The organism is Caballeronia jiangsuensis (assembly GCF_046030135.1).
In the GTDB taxonomy this organism is placed as follows: domain Bacteria; phylum Pseudomonadota; class Gammaproteobacteria; order Burkholderiales; family Burkholderiaceae; genus Caballeronia; species Caballeronia jiangsuensis.
Map to the genome: position 1 here is coordinate 136,078 of NZ_JAQQDB010000006.1, position 22,669 is coordinate 158,746.

At 63.4% G+C, this 22,669-nt stretch carries 19 protein-coding genes and 2 pseudogenes; 10 read left to right on the plus strand and 11 right to left on the minus strand.

Annotation, left to right across the window (positions count from 1 at the left end):
• Nucleotides 1-5 precede the first annotated feature (5 nt).
• On the plus strand, nucleotides 6-875 hold the full coding sequence (locus PQR08_RS08485; protein WP_250486058.1) for a LysR family transcriptional regulator: 870 nt from the start codon (nucleotides 6-8) through the stop codon (nucleotides 873-875).
• A 368-nt stretch (nucleotides 876-1,243) separates the two neighbouring features.
• On the opposite strand, the gene PQR08_RS08490 is transcribed toward PQR08_RS08485, so the two are convergent.
• The 3 genes and pseudogenes from PQR08_RS08490 to PQR08_RS08500 form a co-directional block, all read right to left on the minus strand.
• The gene (locus PQR08_RS08490; RefSeq protein WP_250485950.1) at nucleotides 1,244-1,942 is read right to left on the minus strand and encodes a transposase; all 699 of its coding nucleotides are present in this window, start codon (nucleotides 1,940-1,942) and stop codon (nucleotides 1,244-1,246) included.
• Between the two features lie 289 nt (nucleotides 1,943-2,231).
• Entirely contained in the window at nucleotides 2,232-2,513 is a 282-nt protein-coding gene (locus PQR08_RS08495) for a hypothetical protein (RefSeq protein ID WP_408161255.1), read from the minus strand.
• A 1,009-nt stretch (nucleotides 2,514-3,522) separates the two neighbouring features.
• Nucleotides 3,523-3,813, minus strand: a pseudogene (locus tag PQR08_RS08500) (winged helix-turn-helix domain-containing protein); the annotation flags it as partial.
• Nucleotides 3,814-4,336: 523 nt separating this feature from the next.
• On the opposite strand from PQR08_RS08500, the gene cueO reads away from it, so the two are divergent.
• The 8 genes from cueO to PQR08_RS08540 all read left to right on the plus strand — a co-directional run bounded on the left by cueO (nucleotide 4,337) and on the right by PQR08_RS08540 (nucleotide 13,618).
• Nucleotides 4,337-5,902: a multicopper oxidase CueO gene (cueO, locus tag PQR08_RS08505; protein WP_408161256.1), complete on the plus strand. Its 1,566-nt coding sequence runs from the start codon at nucleotides 4,337-4,339 to the stop codon at nucleotides 5,900-5,902.
• Between the two features lie 412 nt (nucleotides 5,903-6,314).
• A complete protein-coding gene (locus PQR08_RS08510) occupies nucleotides 6,315-7,022 on the plus strand; it encodes an SDR family NAD(P)-dependent oxidoreductase (protein ID WP_250485953.1) in 708 nt (235 codons plus the stop codon).
• A gap of 43 nt (nucleotides 7,023-7,065) precedes the next feature.
• On the plus strand, nucleotides 7,066-7,551 hold the full coding sequence (locus tag PQR08_RS08515; protein WP_250485954.1) for an MFS transporter: 486 nt from the start codon (nucleotides 7,066-7,068) through the stop codon (nucleotides 7,549-7,551).
• 47 nt (nucleotides 7,552-7,598) lie between these two features.
• The gene (locus PQR08_RS08520) at nucleotides 7,599-8,267 is read left to right on the plus strand and encodes an MFS transporter (protein ID WP_250485955.1); all 669 of its coding nucleotides are present in this window, start codon (nucleotides 7,599-7,601) and stop codon (nucleotides 8,265-8,267) included.
• A gap of 46 nt (nucleotides 8,268-8,313) precedes the next feature.
• Nucleotides 8,314-8,715 carry a nuclear transport factor 2 family protein gene (locus PQR08_RS08525; protein WP_250485956.1) on the plus strand — a complete coding sequence of 134 codons (402 nt, stop codon included), beginning with the start codon at nucleotides 8,314-8,316 and terminating at the stop codon, nucleotides 8,713-8,715.
• Nucleotides 8,716-8,897: 182 nt separating this feature from the next.
• Nucleotides 8,898-9,758: an alpha/beta fold hydrolase gene (locus PQR08_RS08530; protein WP_250485957.1), complete on the plus strand. Its 861-nt coding sequence runs from the start codon at nucleotides 8,898-8,900 to the stop codon at nucleotides 9,756-9,758.
• 45 nt (nucleotides 9,759-9,803) lie between these two features.
• Nucleotides 9,804-10,550 carry an SDR family NAD(P)-dependent oxidoreductase gene (locus tag PQR08_RS08535; protein WP_250485958.1) on the plus strand — a complete coding sequence of 249 codons (747 nt, stop codon included), beginning with the start codon at nucleotides 9,804-9,806 and terminating at the stop codon, nucleotides 10,548-10,550.
• Nucleotides 10,551-10,747: 197 nt separating this feature from the next.
• Nucleotides 10,748-13,618 carry an ATP-binding protein gene (locus tag PQR08_RS08540; protein ID WP_250485959.1) on the plus strand — a complete coding sequence of 957 codons (2,871 nt, stop codon included), beginning with the start codon at nucleotides 10,748-10,750 and terminating at the stop codon, nucleotides 13,616-13,618.
• A gap of 14 nt (nucleotides 13,619-13,632) precedes the next feature.
• On the opposite strand, the gene PQR08_RS08545 is transcribed toward PQR08_RS08540, so the two are convergent.
• Nucleotides 13,633-14,280: a glutathione S-transferase family protein gene (locus PQR08_RS08545; RefSeq protein ID WP_250485960.1), complete on the minus strand. Its 648-nt coding sequence runs from the start codon at nucleotides 14,278-14,280 to the stop codon at nucleotides 13,633-13,635.
• Between the two features lie 73 nt (nucleotides 14,281-14,353).
• Nucleotides 14,354-15,100 (minus strand): SDR family NAD(P)-dependent oxidoreductase, encoded by a 747-nt coding sequence (locus PQR08_RS08550; RefSeq protein WP_250485961.1) that lies wholly within the window; start codon nucleotides 15,098-15,100, stop codon nucleotides 14,354-14,356.
• A gap of 266 nt (nucleotides 15,101-15,366) precedes the next feature.
• On the opposite strand from PQR08_RS08550, the gene PQR08_RS08555 reads away from it, so the two are divergent.
• A complete protein-coding gene (locus PQR08_RS08555) occupies nucleotides 15,367-15,642 on the plus strand; it encodes a hypothetical protein (protein WP_250485962.1) in 276 nt (91 codons plus the stop codon).
• A 32-nt stretch (nucleotides 15,643-15,674) separates the two neighbouring features.
• Here PQR08_RS08555 and PQR08_RS08560 read toward each other — a convergent pair whose 3' ends face one another.
• The 6 genes and pseudogenes from PQR08_RS08560 to PQR08_RS08585 all read right to left on the minus strand — a co-directional run bounded on the left by PQR08_RS08560 (nucleotide 15,675) and on the right by PQR08_RS08585 (nucleotide 22,137).
• Nucleotides 15,675-17,153, minus strand: a complete 1,479-nt coding sequence (locus tag PQR08_RS08560; RefSeq protein WP_250485963.1) for a YncE family protein — start codon at nucleotides 17,151-17,153, stop codon at nucleotides 15,675-15,677.
• Nucleotides 17,150-17,629, minus strand: coding sequence for a DUF305 domain-containing protein (locus tag PQR08_RS08565; protein ID WP_250485964.1), 480 nt, complete (start codon nucleotides 17,627-17,629; stop codon nucleotides 17,150-17,152). Before PQR08_RS08565 ends, PQR08_RS08560 begins: the two co-directional genes overlap by 4 nt.
• A gap of 166 nt (nucleotides 17,630-17,795) precedes the next feature.
• Nucleotides 17,796-19,249: pseudogene (locus tag PQR08_RS08570) on the minus strand (MFS transporter).
• A 453-nt stretch (nucleotides 19,250-19,702) separates the two neighbouring features.
• Complete coding sequence (locus PQR08_RS08575; protein WP_250485965.1) at nucleotides 19,703-20,395, minus strand: alpha/beta hydrolase family protein; 693 nt, start codon at nucleotides 20,393-20,395, stop codon at nucleotides 19,703-19,705.
• Nucleotides 20,396-20,751: 356 nt separating this feature from the next.
• Complete coding sequence (locus PQR08_RS08580) at nucleotides 20,752-21,921, minus strand: PD-(D/E)XK nuclease family protein (RefSeq protein WP_250485966.1); 1,170 nt, start codon at nucleotides 21,919-21,921, stop codon at nucleotides 20,752-20,754.
• Between the two features lie 75 nt (nucleotides 21,922-21,996).
• Entirely contained in the window at nucleotides 21,997-22,137 is a 141-nt protein-coding gene (locus tag PQR08_RS08585; RefSeq protein ID WP_374191220.1) for a hypothetical protein, read from the minus strand.
• Between the last annotated feature and the right edge of the window lie 532 nt (nucleotides 22,138-22,669).

A 22,669-nucleotide genomic window follows, 5' to 3' on the forward strand; every position in this document is an offset into this window, starting at 1 on the left:
TCATCATGCTCAATCCGCAATGGCTGCGCACGTTCGCTGCGCTGACCGAACTCGGCAACTTCACGCGCGCGGCGGAACGGCTCGATCTGACGCAGGCGGCCGTCTCTCAACATTTGCACCATCTGGAAGATGCGCTCGGTCTGCTGGTGATACGCCGACCACGTGCCATCGAACTGACGCCTGCCGGGCGCGCGTTGCTCGACTATTGCGAAGCGATGGAACAGGCACGCCGGCGGCTCGATGCGCGCGTGTCCGGTCCTGCAGAAGCTGGAGAGATCGGGTTGATCACGCCGGAAAGCATCGGGCTGGCGTTGTTTCCGTTAATGCTGGATTGGCAGGCGCAGCATCCGCAATGGAAGATTCGCTATTGTTTCGCGCCGGATCCTGAAGTGCTCGACGCGGTGCTGACCAATCGATACGACCTCGGCATCGTCACACTCAAGCCCGATGATACGCGTCTCACCGCGAGCAAATTCATGCAGGAGCCCCTGGAACTTGTCGTGCCAGCGGGTGCAAAAGTGCGTGCGTGGAGCCATCTCGAAACGCTCGGTTTCATCGATCATCCGGATGGGCGGGCGATGGCGAATCGCTTGCTGAGCCGGCGCTTTCGGAAGAACGCAAGCGTCGCGGACCTGCCGCGCAACGGTTTCAGCAACCAGATCGCACTCATCCTCGAATTCGTGGCGCGCGGGCTGGGATTCACGGTCATTCCGCGTTATGCGCGGGCAGCGTTCGCGCAGCAGTACAAGATCGAAGTGGTGGAGTGCGGGTCGCCCGTGGTCGAGACTTTATGGCTCATCCATCGCGCGGAATGGCCGTTACCCGCGCCCTGCGCGCGGGCGGTGAGGTATTTGGAAGAGCGGATGAAGGGGTAGTGCGCGATGATGCTTATTTGACGCCGCCCCGATCTCGCCCATGATGTCGGTCCCGCGTTGCACCGGCGTCCTCGAAAAGTCCGATGGTCTCGTGCAAGCCGCAGTCCAACGACTTGGTGCCGGTGGACCGCTCTGGGTCGGCATGAGGCATTGAAGAGCATCGTTGAAAAGCAACAGCTCGGGGATTTCAAAGCAACAGCCGCCTGAAACAGCCTTGCTGAACGAGCCTTTGAACGGCCACACACGGTAAGGGGCCTGTGTGCCGGGCTAGGCTCAACGCCACCTTCAAAGGGCGACGTTCGCAGCGGCCGGGTTGGTCGCGAACCCATTCGGCCCTGCGGCCTGCTTGAAGCGAGCAGATGACTTTCCTAGGTACGCAATCGTTCCTTCTGCGGCCGGTCGCGCAGGAGCAGTGGCATCAAACGCCGGTTGGCTGTTTGCGCCGCCCACTCGCAATACGCGGCGCTGCCGAGCACCCAGCCCTTCAGGGTCGATTGCATCAGGTTATCGACCTCGCGTTCGTCAGGAGGTTGTGCGCCCAAAGCCTCATATGCCCGGTAGCGCTCGAGCGGCGTATTGCCGAGCGCGCCGTAAAGTGGATGGTCCTTGATAAAGCTATCGACACGCAGCCCGATATGGTGCGTGTAGCTCGACCACCGGTAGCTTCCCGGGTCGGCTACAAGTCGGCTACGCACCGGCGCATGATCGATAGCTTGGCTCGCGAGCAGGAAGTACCGCTCGGGCTCAATCACTGCTGCGCCGTACCCGCCGCCCCATACCGCGCCGCGGCGCCCATGGCGGCGGTTGAAGGTCTCGACATACCGACGGCTTACGGCCTGCATCGTAATGGCCACGCTCGACTGATATGAAGGGGTGACGAGGAACTGTACCGCCTCAGGCATCAGCACCCACGCGTGCACGGCCAGATCGGCGACGCGCGCTGCGTCTGCCAGGCAGGAGAGGAAGTACAGATAGTCTCCTTCGTCCAGGAAGGCGGGGCCGGTGAACCCCTGCAAGATAACGTGCTGTGGTTGTGCCGGGACGTAGTGGCGTGCGAGCCGTGTCATGCTGGATGAACCGGAAATCCGATGTGGAAAAGCGATCTGACAGATATCAGATGCGTGACGGTGCGTAACGTGGATACAGGACGAAATTCTATCGATCACCTGCATATGTTGGCGTCGCGAAAAGACCTTTTTTCTGGCCTCTTTTCGCTGATTTGGCCGGCGCAGCCAGTGTTGCAGAACAGGATGCGCGGAGGATGGGCCGAAGCCTTCGGCCTAAACGCAGTGGACGTCCAGGACATGGGTCACCGCCAGTTCTTGACAGGGGGCGACGGATCAGTGCCCGGAAGGCTCAGCCTCGATCCGCGCCGCCATCCGCCGCGACCGAAGGGCCCGCGCATTCCATCTCTGACTCACCGCAGGCCGCGAAGGCGTTCAGAAAGCGGTCGACGACTTGCCGATCCCGCATGAACGACAGAAATTCTCTCAGGCTGCCGAGCCAGTCCGGATCGATCCGGCTCAGTCGCGCCAGCGCTTCCTTTGCTTCGTCCATCCGTCCCAGTTCGGCGGCAGCGACGACCGTGGAACGCAAACAAGGCGGAAAATCGGGCAGATGCGCGGCGGCGCGTCGCAATTCGGCCGAGGCCTCTTCGCGACGGCCCGTTAGCAGCAGGATGGTACCGAGCGCGGAGCGCGGTCCTGCCGCGCTGAAGGGGGTCGAGCGCGATCGCTGGCTGCAATGCCAGGAGCCCTTCGGCGGCCTCGCCGCTGACCAGCAGCGCTACCGCGGCCATCGTACGTGTGCCGATGGCTGACAGGGTACTGAGCCGCACCGCCAGCCGGGCATTCTCGACCGCCGTATCCCATTGCTTCGAACGGGCGAGCGCATAGGCGAATGCAGCCAAACAAAAGCCGGACCGTGGCTTCAACTCGACCGCCTGGCGCGCGGAATCCAGCGCCCTTCGGCGTTCGGAGGCTCGGTCCTGCCCCTGCGCGACGTGCAGGCGATTCATGAGGATCATGGCGACGAAGGCATGCGCGATCGCGATCCCGGAATCCATCGCAATAGCCCGCAGGAAGTGCCGTTCCGCCTCGTGTTTCTCTTCCTCGCCGCCACGGCCGTAGAGCGCGGCGCCCAGCCGGACGAAGTCATAGGATCTGAGCGCGTGTGCCGGTTTCTGCCGGGCGCGGCGCAATCCTTCTCCCATAACCAGCGTTTCCAGCCGGGCGGCGAGGGCGGCCAATGCCGTCTCTCGTTGGTCCGGCGGGGGCAAGGTCAACTGATCGGCCCACAAGACGCGGTCGTTATCCGCCTCCTCCAGCAGCAGCGAAAGCTGCGCTTCCTCCCCGCTGCGCCGCACCGCGCCCGACAGGCGAAAGCTCTCGGGTGGCAAGGGCTGCGTCACCCGCGTCTGGACCAGAATCGTCTCGGACCGGCTGAAGGTCATCAGCAACTCCGCGCCGAGGGCACGGGCGAAGCGCTGGGCCTCGACATCGTCCGATGCCGGCTCGAGCGCCTCGAATAACAGCAGATCGCCATCCGGCGGCACTGCGATTGAAATCGGCAAAAGGGTCGTGGATGCCGAGGCGGGAACGTCGGCGGCGGCAGTCTCTCGCAGCACAGCCGTCGTCAGCATGTAGCCGCGCCGCGGTACGGTACGCAGCACGGTGGTTGCGCGATCGCCCAGCGCACGCCGCAGATCGCCCACGCATTGCGTCAGACTGTCATCGGTCACGGCGAGGTTGGGCCAAAGGGTGTCGAGCAGTGCCTCACGCGGATGCAACACGCACGGGCGTTCGAGAAGGTAGAGCAGCAGCGCGAACGCCTTCGGGCGCAGCATGATCTCGGCGCCGCGCGCATCGTGCAGCGTACCGCTCGCCGTGTTCAGGGCGAATTCGTCAAACCGGATAACTGCGCGATCATCGGCACCCATGGCTGAGTTGTTCCCGTTCGTCTCGGCAAATCATATCCGAACGCGACCAAGCCGCGATCTCGGCAAAAGTTCGGCTGATGTTCGGGACTTTCATCCCGCCGGAACCTAGCCTTGCTCCATTCGGGAAGGCCGCGCGCGGGCTATCCAGTCATGCTCGGCATCACGAAGTTCAGGGCGCAGTCGAGAGCCTTGCTTACGTGTGCGGCCACATGCCGGGCAAGCTCGGCCGGGATGACCTGAGCCGGTAATTTTCGTACGGAACAACGACGGCTACTCGATCGAAACGTCGCGCTGCACGGGCCTTGCCGTCGCCTACAATGACATCGCCCCCCGCGTTAGGCGGTTGCCTGCAGGCGCCGGGTTGCGATGGCTGGATCAGCGCGCGTGAGCGCCCGTGGGGAGCTGGATGCCGTGATGGACCGCGCAGTGGTTACCGATGCGTATGGTCTCGAAGCTGTCCGTGAACCTGCATGACGCGGTGAAGACGTCATACGAATCCTGACGCCGGCATGCCGGCTTTGCCTTGGAACTCACCATGACGCCCATGTCACGCCGTCAGGCGCTCCAGACCGTTGCCGCGTTCGGCGCGCTGGCGGCGCTCCCCAGCTGGGCCAGCGATGCCCGGGTTAGCCTGCCCATCCCGCCGGAACGCAGGCCGGACGCGCAGGGCGTCATCGCCTTCGACGCCCGCAGCGGCAGCCGCCGCTTCCTGTCGGGCCGGAACACGCCGACCTACGGCTATGACGGCGACTTCCTGGGTCCGGCGCTGCGCGTGCGGCGCGGCCAGGCGGTGACAATCGACTTCACCAACCGCCTGCCCGAGGCGACGACCGTGCACTGGCACGGGCTGATCATCCCTGGCGATGTCGATGGCGGTCCACACCGCCCCGTGGCACCCGGCGAGCGCTGGCGGCCGACGCTGCCGATCGACCAGCCCGCCGCCACGCTCTGGTTCCACCCGCATTTCTATCCGACCACCGCAGCGCAGGTGATCAAGGGCCTGGCCGGCCTGTTGATCGTCGACGACGAAGAGGCGGACCGGCTGGCGCTACCTTCGCGCTGGGGCATCGACGACATTCCGCTGATCATCCAGGATCGCCGCTTTCGCAGCGACGGCGCCTTCTTCGATACGATGAACATCATCACGGCGATCAACGGCTATGTCGGCACCCGGCCGCTGGTCAACGGCGCAAACTATCCCGAGGCACGCACCGCGCGCGGCTGGGTGCGGCTGCGCGTGCTGGACGGGTCCAATGCGCGCAGCTACCGGCTGAGCGCCTCGGACGGTCGCTCGCTCTTCGTCATCGGCTCCGACGGCGGATTGCTGGAGCGTCCGGTGAAAGTGAACGAACTCGTCCTGCACGCGGGCGAGCGCTTCGAACTGATGGTGGATTGCCGCTCCGGCAAGCCGTTCGACCTGGTCGCGCAGCCCGAGGGTGAAGCCGTCATGCGGCTGCCGCCCTTCGATGCGCCGCTGCGCCTGCTGACGATCCGGCCGACGGGGGCGGAAGGAAAGGGCAAGCTTCCCGACGTGCTGGCGAGCTTGCCTTCATTGCCGGCGGAGCCGCCCGCTGTCAGCCAGGCGCTGGTCATGAACATGTTCCGCGATGAGGCCGGCATGATGCCGCTGATGAAGGCCGGGCTGATGATGGGCATGGCGATGCCGGGCCCCGTTGCACCTGAGGTGGTCGCTCGCGTTACCCGGCTGATCGAGGGCGAGCCGGCCTTGCCGATGGCCGAGCAGCTTGCGCTTAACGGCGTCAACGGCAAGCCCTTCGCACTGAAGGAACCGGGCTTCACGGCCGGGCGCGGCGACCTGCTGCGCTGGCGGGTTTCCGAGGGCGACGACAAGATGCTGCATCCGGTGCACATCCATGGCTGCCAGTTCCGCATCCTCTCCGAGAACGGGCGACCGCCGCAGCCGCATCGGGCCGGCTGGAAGGACATCGCACCGATCACAAATGCGGGCGTGAGCGAACTGCTGCTGAGCTTTCCTCACCCGGCCGCTGCCGACGCGCCCTACATGGCGCACTGCCACATCCTGGAACATGAGGACTCCGCCATGATGGCGCAGTTCACGGTGGCGTAGAGCGCGCGGGGCGGTCTGGTTGTCATCCACGACGTCCACCCGGCGCTTCTTGATGTCCGACGGCTTCACGCTGCGGTGGTGCGTGCTGGCGTCGTAGTCGGTGATTTTCGGGGCTTAAGAGCCGTCTGTGCCCAGATCGCCTCACCCGACGTTCGCTAGCATCGGCCGGCTCGACTCCACGCGCACTTCGCATCAGTAGCGGCACGCCGCTGCCACCGTCAGCCTGCCTTCTTCCGCTACGTCGATGAACTATCGCCAGCGGCAAAACGCCATCTCCCGTCCATGCCTCGCAGGTATGGAGACCAGCCTATAAAGTCTTTCTCGCGACGGCCTGCACAGCCTATCTTTCGTGTCCATCGGCGGCGCAACCCTACGCGCCGCCACCGCAAAGACAGGCCGAAAGGAAGACGACATGAATGTCCTCGCAGGAAAGACCGCTGTCGTCACGGGCGCCTCGCGCGGCAGCGGCCGCGCCGCCGCTCTGGCGCTTGCGAGAGCCGGGGCGCAGGTCATCGTTCACGACGGTCGGGGCGCGGGCGAGGCCGAGACCGTCGTGCGCGAGATCCGCGGCATTGGCAGCAGGTCCGGTGCGATCGTCGCAGACCTGACGACGCGTGAGGGACCGTATCGGCTCGCACGGCAGGTCCGCGCTATCGTGGGCGACCGACTCGACATCCTCGTCGCGAACGCGGGAATGTCGACGAGCGACGTCATAGGCGACATGTCCGCCGACGATTTCGATCATCAGATCGCGCTCAACGTCCGCGCGCCGTTTTTTCTCGTCCAGCAGTTGCTTCCCATCATGTGCATGCGAAGCAACGTCACGTTTCTTCTTCTGCCAGCGCGTCAAGCCGCGGGTGGACGTCACGCAGTCGACGCGGCGATCGGCGGCGCCATTCAGACATTGGTCGGGCATTTCGCCTTCGCTCTGGGGGGCCGCGGCATCCGCGTCAACGGAGTCGCGGAAAGCCTCGTAGAGGGGGATAAGCCAGCGTTGGCTGAACAGACACGCGAGGGCGCCGCCAATGACGTTGGCAGCGTCGTCACATTCCTCGCGTCTGACGCGGCGCGCTGGGTCACTGGTGAAGTCGTGCGAGTCAATGACCGAACCACTGGCTGAAGAAAGCTATCGATATTTCATCACATCCAAAAGGAAAAGGATCATGAACCCGTCCGAAAATTGTCGATCCACCCAGTCACCGGAATGGTTTGCAGTCCTCTCGGTTGCCTTGAGCGCGACTGTATTCTGCACGACCGAGTTTCTTCCCGTAGGCCTCCTGCGCTACATCAGCCAAGGACTCGCCGTCAGCGAGGGCGCTGCCGGCATCATGGTCAGCGCGCCCGGGCTGCTGGCCGCCATCGCCGCGCCTGCGGTGACGGTCGCGGTGCGGCGCGTCGATCGCCGGCGCGTGCTTCAGGGCCTGGGCTTCATCCTGGTTGCATCGAACCTGATCGCCATGCTTGCGCCGAATTTCGCTGTCCTCGTTTTCGCGCGCGCGTTATTCGGTATCGGGATTGGGGGATTCTGGGCCATCGGGGCGGGCCTGGGCGCGAGGCTGGTGGCCGAACGGCATGTCGGGCGCGCGACCTCGCTGATATTCGCCGGCGTATCGCTCGGCATGCTGATCGGCGGTCCCGCTGCGCCCTGATCGGAGAGCTTGCCGGCTGGCGCGCGGCATTCGGGGCTACGCTGGCGATGTCGCTCCTCGCGTTGCTTGTACAAATGGCGGTGCTGCCCGAGCTTCGCGTGATACAGCGCATCAGCGGGCGCGACTTGCTGGGCATTCTGGCAAGGCGGCCGGGGCGAGTCGGGCTCGTGGCGATGATGCTCGCGCTATGCGGCCAGTTCACGACCTACACATACGTGACGCCGTTCCTGGCGACGGTCTCGGGGTTCGACGGCAAGACGATCTCGTCGCTGTTGCTCGGCTACACGTTGATCGGCCTGTTCGGCAATTTCATCGGCGGCGCAGGGGCGCAACGCGATGTGCGTACGACCTTGCTCGCTACGATCCTTTTCATCGCGCTCCCGGTGGCGATGCTTCCTGCGCTCGGCATCCATCGCATCTCGGCGATCGCGGCCCTCGCGGTGTGGGGCGTGTCTTACGGTGCGATGCCAGTCGCGTTGCAAATGTGGATGGCGCAAGCCGCTCCTGACATGCGCGAGTGCGGCATGGCGCTGTTCGTCGCGGTCTTCCAGATCTCGATCGCGCTCGGCTCATTCGCAGGCGGTGTGATCGTCGACCGTTACAGATTGTTCGACGCGATGTACTCCGGGGCCGCGCTGTGCGTGCTTGCGATGCTCGCCATCATGCTGTTCGGCCGGTCGGCGCGCACCGCCGCGGGAACAGCCTCTGCGAACTGACCGCCTGAACGAGCGACGATCGTCAAGCCGACCTATGGAGACTGACATGACCAACACATCTTCGGAGCGCAACAAGGCGCTGCTGCTGGAAGCCTTCGACACGCTCTTCAACAAGCGGGACTACGCAGCCGCAAACCGTTTCTGGTCCGAGCACTATATCCAGCACAGCGCGCACATCGCGCCCGGACGCGACGGCCTGTTCGATCTGATCCGCACGTTGCCCGATACCTTGCGCTACGAAAACCAGCTCGTGGTGGCGGAAGGCGACTATGTGATCGCGCATGGTCGCTTCTCCGGCAACGGGCGTGCGGCGGCGTGGATCGCGGCCGACATCGTACGCTTCGAAAACGGCAAGCTGGCCGAGCACTGGGACGTCTTGCAGGAAGAGGCAACCGAATCCCAATCCGTCAGCGGCCTGCCGATGTTCGGCGACCTGTTTCCAGACTGATCCCGCGCGCGGCAGCACGTTGTTAGCCATGCCTGTCACGCATGGGGCGCTGCCTCAAAAGTCTTTTTCAAGCGTGCGCGATGCGCCTACATTGAGCATCAGCAGGCAGCGCATCAGCGGATGCCCCATACGTTCCAGATATGAGTCACCTGACTCTTTTCCGGACTCAAAGGATGACAGCCATGACCCGCCATACCCATCACACAGCACCCACGCAGTACGTCGAAGCGAACGGCATCCGTTTCGCATACCGCCGGTTCGGGAATCCGCAAGGCGTGCCGCTCATCATGAACATTCACTTCACCGGCACGATGGATCACTGGGATCCGGCCGTCAGCGACGGTCTCGCCCAAGGCCGCGAAGTGATCCTGTTCAACAACGCGGGCATCTCCAGCAGCTCGGGCACGGTGCCGGAATCGATCGAGGAAATGGCGGCGAACGCGGCGGCTTTCATCGATGCACTGGAATTGAAACAGGTCGACGTGCTCGGCTTCTCGATGGGCGGTCTTATCGCGCAGCAACTCGCGCTCACGAGACCTCCGCTGGTGCGCAGGCTGATTCTCGTGGGTACCGGCCCGCGCAGCGGTGAAGGCATGGCTTCGCTGACTCCGGAGGCACAGGAGATCTTCGGCGTGAGTTATGACGAGCCCGACCACCTCTGGCTACGCGTGCACTTCGCGCCGTCTGCCGCGAGCCAGACAGCGGGGCGCGCTTTCCTCGAACGGTTTCGTCTGCGCAAGGAAAACCGCGATCCCGAAGCGAACGACAAGGTCGCGCCGGCTCAGCTCGCCGCGCTCGCCAAGTGGGGCGCCGCGCGCGAAAACCCGTATGCCTATCTGGAGGCCATCACGCAGCCGACGCTCGTCGTGAACGGCGACAACGACGTGATCATCTATTCGATCAACTCGTGGATCCTGCAGCAGCACATACCCGATGCCCAACTGATCATCTATCCCGATGCGAATCACGGCTCGCTGTATCAGTATCCCGAGCGCTTCGTCACGCACGTTGCGCAGTTTCTCTCGGAACGCCCGTACGCCTGAGCACAACCGCCGACGTCCTCGCCAATCATCCTCAGGAGTTTGATCATGACCAGTCTGACCGGAAAAACCGCGCTCGTCACGGGCGCTTCACGCGGCATCGGCCGGGCCATCGCCCTGGCACTGGCCAAGGCCGGTGCGCGCGTACTCGTTCATTTCGGTAGCGCTGAAGACGCCGCGGATTCAGTCGTCGAAGCGATTCGCGCCGCGGGCGGCAGCGCAGAAAAGGTCGCGGCCGATCTGCGCGCGGCGGATGGCCCGCACGAGCTTGCAAAACGGGTGCGTGCGCTGGCCGGCGACCGGCTGGATGTCCTGGTCGCGAACGCTGGCATCTCCAAGGCGGCCACCATCGAAGAAACGACCGTCGAAGACTTTGACGACCTCTTCGCGGTCAACGTGCGCGCGCCGTACTTTCTCGTACAGCAATTGCTGCCGATGTTCGGCGACGGCAGCAGCGTCGTGTTGCTGTCGTCGCTCGCGGCACGCAGCGCCGTGAACAATCTGTCCGCTTACGCAGCGACCAAGGGCGCGATCGATACGCTCGTGCGGCACTTCGCATCCGCGCTCGGCGAACGCGGCATTCGTGTCAACGCGATTGCGCCGGGTGTCGTCGAGACGGACATGTCGAACTTCGCGAAAACCGATGCGGGCCGCGACTTCACGCTCGGCATGCAGGCGCTCAAGCGTGTGGCCCAGCCTGACGACATCGCCGGGGCCGCGGTTTTCCTGGCATCCGATTTGGCCCGCTGGGTCACAGGCGATACGCTGCGCGTCGACGGCGGCTCGAAACTCTGACATCTGCGTGATGCGGCCCTCTACGCGCTGAAACTTGCTGAAACGTGCTGATGCCACGGCAGCAGGAGGTCACGCCCATCGTTGCATCGCAGGCCCGGCGGTACAATCGGATGCGCGCGCTGAACCGGTGAATGAAGAGAGCGCCCCGGATTCACGCTCGATCCCGGTTGTCCGCACCTCGTCACGAGGAGGCCCGCATGAACGCGTGCATGCCGCATCACGATGACTTCGCTTTCGGGGCAACGATCGTCGCGCCGCGCCGCCGAGAGGTGTTGCATCGCGGAATCAGAGTCGACATCGGCGAGCGGGCGTTCGACCTGCTCCTCGTTCTGGTGGAGTCGCGTGGTTCCGTTGTGAGCAAGGACGAGATCATCGCGAGCGTGTGGCACGACCGCGTCGTCGAGGACAATACCGTCGAAGCTCAGGTTTCCGCGCTTCGCCGGGCGCTCGGAGACGATCGGGCGGCAATACGTACGGTGACGGGGCGCGGATACCAGTTCACCGCGGAACCGCTCGCGCCAGCGAGGGAATCGGACCAGTCAACTGCCATGCGAGCGGACGGTCCGTTTTTTTCGGGCTCGCGGCTGCCTGCCGCGATCAGTCCTCTCATTGGTCAGGAAGCGGCCGTGCGCGAGATTTGCCGTGGCCTGCAAACGCATCGTCTGGTCACGCTCGTGGGTACCGGCGGTGTGGGAAAGACGCGGCTGGCGCTCGAAGCTGCGCGTCAGGCGGCGCCTCTCTTTGCCGATGGCGCGTTCATGGCCGAACTCGCCGCAACCACATCTGCGGACCATATCCCGACGACCGTCGCCGTCGCGCTCGGTTTTCCCCCGGGCGATGGAACGCCTTCGCTCGACCGGCTCGCGCCGAGCCTGGTGTCGCGGCATCTGCTACTCGTTCTGGACAACTGCGAGCATCTGATCGATGGTGCCGCGAGGATCGCCGAGCGGCTGCTGCATATTGCCCCGCAAGCGACTGTAGTCGCGACGAGCCGCGAGCCGTTGCGCATCGATGGGGAACTGCTTTATCGCGTTCCGTCGCTCGACGTGCCGCCGGACGACGATTGCGACGGCGCGCTCCATTACAGCGCCGTGCGTCTCTTCGACGAGCGCGTGAATTCGCGCGCCGTCAGTCTGGATACACGTGCGGCGTTGCGGCTGAAATCGCAAATTTGCCGACAGCTCGACGGCATTCCGCTCGCGCTGGAACTTGCCGCGGCTTGCGTGCCGGCGTTCGGTCTGCAGGGTGTGGCCGACCGGCTCGGGAATCGCTTCCAGATCCTCACGCACGGCGCGCGCACGGCGCTGCCGAGGCAGCAGACGCTGCGCGCCACGCTCGACTGGAGCTACAGCCTTCTGTCCGATGATCAGCGATCCGTGCTGAATCGGCTGAGCCTTTTCTCGGGAACGTTCACGTTGGCATCCGCGCAGGAAATGGCGAGTTGCGCGGCGCTTTCCCCGGACGCAGTTGTGGCGGCCTTGATGCAGCTCGTCGACAAGTCGCTTGTTTCGGTGGTTCCTGGCAGCGGCTATGTCCGGTATCGGTTGCTGGAATCGACGCGTGCGTACGCGCGGGACGCGCTACGCGAGAGCGGTGCGATGCGTGAATGGTCGAGGCGGCACGCAAGCTACTTCCTCGAAATCTTCCGGGCGGCCGAGCGGCAGACAGAGGTGCGCGCCGATGTCGACTGGAAAAATGGCTATGCGCCGCATCTGAACGACCTTCGCGCCGCGATGCTGTGGGGCTTCAGCGCCGAAGGGGACATGCCGCTGGCAATCGAACTCACGGTCGCCGGCATTCCGTTTCTGATGCATCTGGCGCTGCTTCAAGAGTGTCTCGAGAAAGTGGACGTGGCGCTGGAATGGCTGTCGGTCGAAGGCGGTCCGGTCGACGAGCGGCACATGAAGCTTCATGCGGCGCGAGGGATGTGTCTGCTTTGTCATACCGTCGCAGCCAGCACCAGTGATGCCTTCGAATCAGTCGTGGAAATCGCGGCGCGGGTCGGTAACCCGGATTATCAACTGCTGGGCATGTGGGGGCGCTGGATGTGCCACTACCTGAATGGCGAATACGCGCGGGCCATCCCGCTTGCTCATCGGTTCAGTGACCTCGCATCGACGTCGGCATGCAAATGCGATCAACTCGCAGCCTGTCGTCTGAATGGCATGTCGCATCTATTCGGCGGCGATCTCCAGGGCGCTCTCGTGAACCTGGAACGCGCATCGAATGATCCTTCGCCGCTGACGCGCGCGCAACGGATGCGCTTCCTGTACGACGAGAAGATGCTGTCTCACGCATCGCTCGCACTCACGCTGTGGTTCATGGGGAACGTGGATGAGGCGCGGCAGGCAGCACGACAATCGCTCGATGATGCGCGAGAGTTCGACCATCCCGTCTCGATCTGTTATGCGCTGAGCGAAGCCGTTTGCACGCTGGCCGTATTGTGTGGTGACGATGCCACGCTCGAGGAGGCCGTCGCGTCTCTCGCGGTGGAAACGCGGCGTCACAGTATTTCGACCTGGCGCGCCCGTGCGCGGATGTGGCAAGGACTGCTCGATCTGCGCGCGGGCGACACGGCCGCGTTCGGCCGGACCATCTCCCCGGCGATGACGAACATCGGTTCGAAGCGCTTCTACGTGTCGCTCTCGCCTTACGTCACGGCGCTCGCCGAGTCGTTGTGCAGGCGGGGCATGATTGCCGAGGCGGCCGAGGTCATCGACGCGTCGCTGACACGCGCGGTTCGCACCGACGACCGGTGCGCTCTGCCCGAGCTGTGGAGAGCGAAGGCGGAGATGCTGGTTGCGAGCCGGGGCGACGAGGCGATACCGGCGGCCGAATCGATTCTGTGCGAAGCCCTTCAGATGGCGGGGGAACTCGGCTTCGTCGCGTGGCAGTCGCGTTGCGCGATGAGTCTCGCCAGGCTCCGGCACATGAAAGGCGACGCGCAAGCCGCGCTGGAGGCCATCTTTCCCGCGACGCGGCAGTCCGCGGACGCGGGCGCGACACGGGCCGGCGCAGCGCTTACCGGCGCTGAGGCCAAGCACCGAAGCCGCGCGCACGGGCACTGAGCGCGCGGCATCGGTCATGCCTTCGACGATGAACGCGCCGACACCTTGTCATACCACGCCTGCAGCGCATCGAACCCGGCGGGAATGCCGAGCTTCATGCCGCCCGCCGCGAAGTCGATCGTCACCAGCGTCGTGATGTCCGCCACTGAAAACGCATCGCCCGCGACGAACGGTACTGTCTTGAGCCGGTCATTGAAATCGCCGAAGAAGTTCGCGACGCGCAACTTGCTGCGCTCGACGATTTCGGGAATCTGCTCATATCCATGCGGACCTGACAGCGCCCGGCCTTTCAACCCCGCGACGGCATTCCTGACGCCCTCCATCACTGCCGAGAATCCGTCCAGTTCAGCGCGTCGTTCCCACATCGTGACGAGCGCCTTCGTCGTTGGCGTCGTGCCTAGCAGCGCGGGCGTCTCGGGGTAGGCCTCTTCGACGTAGCGCCAGATTGCCGGGACTTCGCCAATCGCAGTGCCGTCTCGGAGCACGAGCGTGGGAACCTGCCGGCGCGGGTTGATTGCGACGTAGGTATCAGAAAATTGCTCCTTCGCGCCGAGGTCCACCGGTTTGGTTGGAAATTCGATGCCTTTCTCGGCGAGGAAGATACGGACCCTGCGAGAGTTGGGGGAGGCCTTGGATTCGAAGAAGGTGAGATCGGTGTTCATTGTCTGTTATCCAGAAACGTCGCTTATATGGTGTTTTGCCGCTTGAGCAGGAAGGCGAATACGCGCTGAGCGTTCAGCCTGCGGTCTTGCCGCCGTCGACGGTGAGAATCTGCCCCGTGACGAACGCAGCACCTTCATTTGCCAGGTAGAGCACGGCCGCGGCGATGTCGTCGGGCCTGCCGATTCGCGCGAGCGGCACCGTTGCGGCGAGCGCTGCCTTGTTCTCCGGCGTGCTCGTGAAACGGTCCAGCATGCCTGTGTCAGTGGGACCGGGCGCGACAGCATTGACACGAACGCCCGCCGGTGCGGCCTCGAGCGCGGCCGATTTCGTGATGCCTTCCACGGCGTGCTTGCTGCCCGCATACACCGAGGCGAACGCGGCGCCCTCGTGACCATAAGTCGAAGATATGTTGACGATGCTTCCGGCTTTCTGCGCGGTCATCACGCGCAGTTCGTGCTTGAGACTCAGCAACGTGCCGAGCACGTTGGTGTCGAAGGTATCGGCATAACTCTCGGCGGTCTGCTCCATCACCGGCCCCGGCCGGCCTTCCGTGCCGGCATTGTTGACTGCGATGTCGAGCCGGCCAAAGCGGGCAACGGTTTCATCGACTAGGCGACGCACGTCTTCGTCGCGGCGTACGTCGGCCTGTACAAAGAACGCTTCTGCGCCTGATTCGCGGAGTTCTGCCTCGAGCGCCTCACCCTGTGCGACGCGGCGGCCCGACACGACGAGGCGTGCGCCCGAGCGGGCAAACGCAAAAGCGGTTGCGCGGCCGATGCCGGTGAGGGCGCCAGTGATAAGGACTACGGATTGGGTCATTTGTGGCTCCGATAGAGTAGATCATGACAAGTGCAAGTCGCCAGAGCTATGGCGCCCAGGTGCGCGCGTCGAATTCATCACTCGATATGTAGCGCGCGTCGACGGGAAACGAGAAAAACTGGAAGACCGCGATCTGTTCAGGTCCGCCGGAATGCTCTGGCTCCTGCACGCAGATTAGCGGTTAGGCCTTCAGACGAGAAAGACTTTCGAGGCTCGTCTCCATGCCTGAAAAGCATAGGCTTAAAGGCGTGAGGAGCCCGCAAAGCATGAAATGGTTGCACGGCGGGTTGGTACGAACTCACCGTCGCGATCATCCACAGGCACTATCAACTTTGCTGCATCCTGCTCGGGTCGACATCGATGAAGGCGCGATCGCTGCGAATCTCGCGGTGGCGCGCGACTCGCGGGCGATGCGCATGCCTGGTTCGTCTGCCGGCGGGGAACGCGTCGCTATCCGGGAGTTGACCGATGCAGTACGCGTGCCGGTCACGGAGTTGCTTCCGCGCCTCGTCCGAATGTTGCCTCAGATCGCCCACGTTTGATTTGGAAAGAGCGACCGAACGCGTTGCGGCTTTTAAAGCGCCTGAATCTGCACCACCGCACCCGGCTTACCCGATACTAGCGGAGCGATCACAAGATAGCGGCGTCTGTCGCGATCCGTGGCGTCTCCCGGTGCGACGACCTGGCGAATCTGGCCCAGCGCATTGACAATTGCAGCGCCGGCCGGGTTCGTCGTGAAGTTGGCGAGCGGCTCTACGTTGCCGGTGCCGTCGAACTTGTCCGAAAAACCCAGCACGTAGGACTGCTTCGGCTGCAACCCGGTGACGGCAGCCTGGAGAACCTGAACCAGTCCCTGATCGAACAGAGTGACGGTGGTGGGGGCGTTCGCGGCGCCCCCCGGTTTGCCCGTGCCAGCGGGCATTAGCGCGAGATGGATGGTTTGCCCAGCCAATCCGAGCGCTTGTATATTCTGGGTGCCATCGCCGTCCGGCACGGCATTCGGCACATAGGCGACCGCCTGTGGCGCCTGCCCGATCGCTACATTGGCGATGACCTTGTTCGTTAGCGTATCGATGGCAGTCATCATATCGGCGTTCTCGAGGCCAACGTAGACGCGGCTGCCATCGCCTGACGGCCAGATGCCATGCGGCAAGTTGCCGACCGGAATCGTCGCGACCTGCGAGAAATCGTCGGTCCGGAAAACCTTCACCTGATTAAGCCCGCCCACGGTCACGTAGGCAAACATCCCATTTGCGTTGTGTACGATGTTGACGTGATTGGTGATCGGACCGGTGTCGATCGTTGTCAGCAATGCGAAGGGCGGGTGCGCGTCGAACACCTGGGTCTTTCCTATATCCTTCAGCGTGAACCAGACCTGCTTGCCGTCCGGCGTCGCCGCGAGGTCGGGACAGAAGGGGCTTGCCTGCATGACCTTGCCAACAATCTGGTGGTCGGCCACTGAGATCACCTCGATCTCGGGATTGAACGACGAACACACATATCCATACTTGCCGTCCGGAGAAAAGATCTGCATGCCGGGCCCCGCGGGAACGGTGATGCGCATCTTCTCTTCAAAAGTCTTGCCGTCAAGGACGTCGACATAGTTTTCACCGCGCACGGTCACCCAGACTTCCTTGCCGTCCGGCGTGAAGAACGCCTCGTGCGGGGAGCGGCCGACGTAGGTGACATGCCTGATCGCGTTCGTCTGCGTGTCGATGAACGTGACGGAATTGGAACCGATCGACACGACTGCGAGTGTGTGGTGGTCCGGCGAGAAGCCCATGCCGTGCACGAGCACCTGCCCACGGTACAGCGGGCTGAAGCTGGCGGGCGCCGGATCGCCGAGGCGAATGACCCCGACCAGGTGGTTATCCGCAGGGTCGGTCACGGAGACTGTGTTGGAGAACTGCTCGGCCGCATACACGCGGTCATGGTGGCTGACCGGGATGTCCGGATCGGCCAGCAAACCTGGCGCCTGGCCAGCCAGCACGGACCGCGCTGCGGCGAGGGCGAAGACCGCCAGGGCGGTCACGACACTGGACGTGGTTTTCATCGAGACTCCTTCTGCATGTTCATGTGAGCCGTGTCATGAGACATCGAATGCGACGGTGCCGGGGCGGATGCGTGCGCCGGCTGGTCGGGTGCTGTGGCGCGCGCCGGCAGCGGCTGACCCAGCGCGAGCCGCATCGCGACGATTTCCTGCTGTTGCTCGACCACGATCTCCTGGGCAATGCGGCGCAGTTGTTCGTTGTGTCCGTAGCGCAACTCGGCCTGCGCCATGTCGAGCGCGCCCTGATGGTGCGGGACCATCATCGCCACGAAGTCCCGATCGACGTCGCCTGTGGGCTTGATGGACATGTCGTCCATCATCTTCGTCATCGCCTTGTCGTTTTCGGCGAGAAAGGGTGCCTCTTCGACGCTCGTATCGGTGGGATCGGCCGCAAACGCGACAGCAGATGTGCCCACTGTCGCCGCGAGGACAACGAGTACGAACGACGAGCGTTTGAGCGGGCGAAGGAAGGAACGCATGGGCGGAACTCCTTTACGCGGATGGGCATCGCCTGGGCGTGGCTACTGTCCAGTATCGACACGTCGAATGAAACGTTTTGGGCCAGCTTTTGACGCCGTGTGAAAGTCCGGACGGCGGCCGGCCACACGCGACCGTCTGCACCGTCGCAGGCGCGCTTTGCAAAGCTTAGTGCGAAATCGACTCCAGCGACTTCCCGCGCGTCGCCGGTCCCAGAACGGCAATCACCAGGGCATCGATGCCCATGCATGCGGCGATCAACAGAAGCGCGGCCGACACACCGCCGCCGCGCAGCGCATAGGCGACCAGAAAGCCGCTGAAGATGCCGGAGAGCCGGCTCCACGCATAGACGAAGCCGATCGCCCGCGCCCGCACTCGCGTCGGATAGAGCTCCGACTGATAGGCATGGAAGTTGTACGACAGTGTCGTTGCTCCGAGCGTCACCGGCGCGCCGGCCAGCACCGTCAGGCCGGGCGCGCGCGATTGCGCAAAGCAGAGTCCGGCGATGGCCACCAGCATCGCCGAACCGACGATCTGCTATTTACGCTCGACACGATCTCCGTACCACATCGCAATGAGCGGCCCGCAAGGCGCAACGAGCGTGATACCGAGCGTGTACGCGAGGCTCGCGGTCACTTCGATTCCCTGATGCATCAGGAAGGTCGGCACCCAGTTCGAGAAACCGTAGAGCCCGACCGTCTGGAACACGTGGAAGATGGACAGCATCAGCGTGCGCGAACGATACGGCGGACGGAATATCTCGCTGAGGCGGCCCTGTTCGACCACCTCTCCGGTCTCCGCAGCAGGCGAGGGCAGCGAAGCGCCCGATTCGCGCGCGACCCGTGCTTCGAGCGCTTCCATTACCGCGTTCGCTTCCTCGTGGCGGCCACGCGCGGCGAGCCAGCGCGGGCTTTCCGGCACGCGCAACCGGACCACCCAGATCACGACTGCGCCCGCTGATCCCATCAATACGACCCAGCGCCAGCCGTCGAAGCCAAACGGCGCGAGCGGGACGAGCCGCCACGCGAGACACGCGATGACCGGCACCGCGAGATACGTGACGAGCTGATTCAGCGCGAAAGCGCGGCCGCGCACGTGCTTCGGCACCAGCTCGCTCAGGTAACCATCGATCGTCACGAGCTCGACGCCTAGCCCGATGCCGACCATCAGACGCCAGAAGTTAAGGCCGAGCGGCGTGGTCTGGAATGCCATGATGGCGGCCGACGCGGTGTACCAGAGCAGCGACAGCGTGAACACCGAGCGGCGGCCGGGCCGGTCGGCAACGGTGCCGAACATCATCGTGCCGATCAGCAGGCCGAGAAACGAGGCGGCGATGAAGCTGGCCACGCTGTCGAAGCTCAAAAAGCCGCTCGACGTGGCATGCAGCAGTCCTGAACGGATGATGCCCGGTGCGATGTACGCTGTCGCGAACAACTCGTAGAACTCGAAGAACCACCGAGCGAGATGAGCACGACCAGCGACCAGATCGTGCGCGTCGCCGGCAGCCGGTCGAGCCGCGCGCCAATCTGTCCGGTGGTTTCCCGCGCGGCGTCGGTGGCGACGGCCGGCGCGCCCGCATAGCGGCGGTCGATGTCGCGCAAGGTGGATTGCGTCGATGACATGGCAGTACAACTCTTATCGTCGAGATTCCAGTTATCGGTGAGGCTGCGGCCAGCCGGTTCTCCTTGATAGCGGTCGTACAGACGACGCCGGCTCGAGCGGCCGGTAGGGGGGCGGTTTCGAGCGACCGCGTCTGGCGGTGACCGGCCAGTGCGCGTTGTTCGACGCTCCGCCATCTGGTTCCGGCCGCATCCTTAAGCGGTCGCTCACGAATCGGCGCCAGCCAAATCAAAGCAGATGGCCCTCCGCGATTTCCGGGGGCGAGATCACCGCAAGCGGATCTGACAAATTCACTCACTCGGCACTGGGAAAACGCCGCCGACGCGACAGGCGTCGCTTATCGTGGCTATGCGACAGACCATCTGGGGATAGCAAAGGGATCGAGCGGGCGAATGCAGCACGGCGAGTTCGCCGGCTCCCCGTCCCGACTCTGCTACAAGCATTCCTGCACTTGCTCAGGTAACGCGCACGGACTCTCCTTCGGCGAAGAACCACGCCGACATCGTCCGTGCTAGTTCGAGCACGACCTCCGCGTCGGTCCGGCCGGAGGACGCGCGCACGTGGAACGAATGATCTGCGTCGTCCACCACACGCAGCGTGGCGCGTGGCCCGAGCGTCTCGACGACGGACGTCAGCAGGTGAAGTTCGGCCAGCTTGTCGCGCGTGCCCTGCAGGAAGAGAATCGGCACCGTGACGTCCGCCAGGTGGTGTGCCCGCTCCACGCCGGGCGCGCCCGCCGGGTGCAGCGGGAACGCGACGAAAGCGAGGCCACGCACGCCGTCGAGCGGGGAGATGGCTTGGGCCTGGGACGTCATGCGGCCGCCGAACGACCTGCCTCCCGCGAAGAGCGGCAGGGCTGGCAGCCGCCGGCGGGCCTCTGCGACGGCTGCTTGCACAGCAGCATGTGCCACGGCCGGCGAGTCTACCCGCTTGGAGCCCCGCTCCATGTACGGAAACTGGTAGCGCAATGTGGCGACATTGGCCGCCGCAAGCGCGTCGGCCAATGACGACATGCCGGCGTGCCGCATGCCCGCCCCGGCACCGTGCGCGAAGACATATAGGGCTCGCGCGTCCTCCGGCACTCGGAGGAGCGCAGAGACCTGAGAGCCGTCGGGCAGTGCCAGGGAAAGCGATTCTGGGTCGTCCATTGTATTCAGGTCGCGTCGTTGTGGCCTTTGCGCCGATGCATCAATGAGGCATCGGGGAGCGTTTGTGGCGGCCTCCGCCAAGGCATTGCGCACGTGGAGTTTGCCGGCCGATCCGTGGAGCGCGCCCATCGTGAACGGCGCTGCAGTCGCGATGCGTCGGTTGACGACCGCAAGCCCGACCGCAACGTGATCCGCGCTTTAAGGCATTTGCGTAATAGCACGCCTGCATCATTGTCAGCGAGTTGTTACGACACTGCAATCAGCGTCAAAGGAAGTTCTCGAAGGGCAGTTCATTTATCTGGCTCTCTGGAAGAGCATGTCCGGCTGCAAAAAGTTCTGGGTTCGGCCAAGGAGGGTCATTCGATGTCCAGCGCTGAATTGTCGACAATCGGTGGGTGGCGATAACAAGCCCGTTGACCAATCATGGAGAGATCTACCTTCGAACGTCGCGACCGAATCTCCAGCAACCGTAATCGCGGGCAGGGAAGCTCCGTTGCCTCGCGCGGACGAACAGTATGTGCCAAGCACACCTCCAACAGATTCTCTGCTCTGCCCATTAAATCGCATATCATCGGCACGTCGACTCGACCTTGCGCGTCAAGAATAGGAAAGTCGCGGAACGTGGCGACGGTCATCGTCTTGCCGCTCCCAAACTTGGAAGGGCGAGTGGCTTCCAGTTCCAGGGAAGGAGCTAATGCGAGGATGACCTTATGCCATTTCTTCCGCAAGACCTTAAGATCCTCCTTACGTGTTGTGTCGAGCTTGACGCAAAGACCGAGACGGGCCGTCGACGCCTCCACTTGTAAATAGAGATTGACATCCTCTTCCGCTTTCTTTCCGCCCCAGAAGAATGCGAATAGCCCGCCGCCCTTGTTCGCCACATAGCGCCATCGCGCCGAAGGAAATGCCTGTTGCAACGCCATAAGGAAACCCATCCGCGCGTTGGCCGTCCAGTCTTTATAGGCGAGCTCCTTATAACTCTGAACCTCCGCCTCGATGCGTCGAAGACGTCGCGTGAAATCCAGTACGATATCGCTTCGATCCTGTGCAAAACTGCCGACTGGTCCTTCCAGAAGCGCGAGCAGGTCGAGACGACTGAATACGTGATAGCCGGCGTCCCGGACCTGTTTATAGGTGCACTGGTTGCCGGTTTGAAGATAAATTAGAATGATCCGCTTGCCTTCCTCGCCGTAACCTCGCTTCGCGACAACCTTTCTATACCTTGCGAGTTGGTCGGAGTGCTCAGTGGTGCCAACCTTGTCTTCTAGAACAATCGCGATGCTCTCGTTCACCTCAACGAGGATATCAATGCTCTGGACCTGGCGTCGCACCTTGACGCTTCGAATCTGCGGTGGCGGCGAGGCCGTATCATCCTTAGCGAATATCGCACTAAGGAACGCGTGCCCAAGGGCCTGAATCTCCGAACGGTCCTTGCCGCGCTCCGGGTCCGCGTGGGTCAGAGCCCAGCACAAAAATGCATCCTGCGACAGTTCCGAGGGTGCGAAGTCAAACAGATTCGGCTGCATGCGGGTCCAATCCGTAGCAATGGAATTGAGTGGCACTAGCCCGACAGAGGCTGTGCTCCATGTCATAACGCGTCATTAGTACGTCGTCAGCTTCGTGCAGTCGGCCCGGCCATTGGAGCCCGCTCGCACATAGCACATCTGGCCCGTTTCCTTGTCAAAAAGAAGCCAGCCCTCGCTGTCCTGACGTTGGACGGTCCAGTTACCTTGAGTCGGCATGAATCGGAGCTTGTCCATTCCACCCTTGAAGGCTTCCGCTAGGATAATGCTGCAGATCACAGCCGAGATTGCATAGATAAATGCGACTTTCACGGATGACTACCCTTCGTATTCATTGGTCGGCGATGTTGACCGAGTTCTTTTTTGAGATGCGATTGTACGCCCAACGATCCGATGCAAAAAGTCGCGGCTGGGCATCTTCGGATCTTGCGGCGACGCTCTATGACGGGGAACTCGGCCATCCTTCCAATATTTTTGGCTGAGTCAGAAGGTGGAGTAAGAAGGTGGAAGATGCCATGTAGTAACGCCTTGAAAAAAGCGCCGTTCTCCCCTCAGACAAATGAGGGGAGCCCGAGCTTCTCCCGGCGGTCAATCATCGACTGTACAGATCGAAATTGTGAGTTGGCGATTGCAGGAAACGGCCCATCCGCTGCGCGAGCTGTCAACGGCGACAATCCGCCATATTGCCGACGTCCAAGGAAAGCTCGTCGAGCGTCCGCAAAGGCCGACCTCCCGCCTTCCAATGCGACTC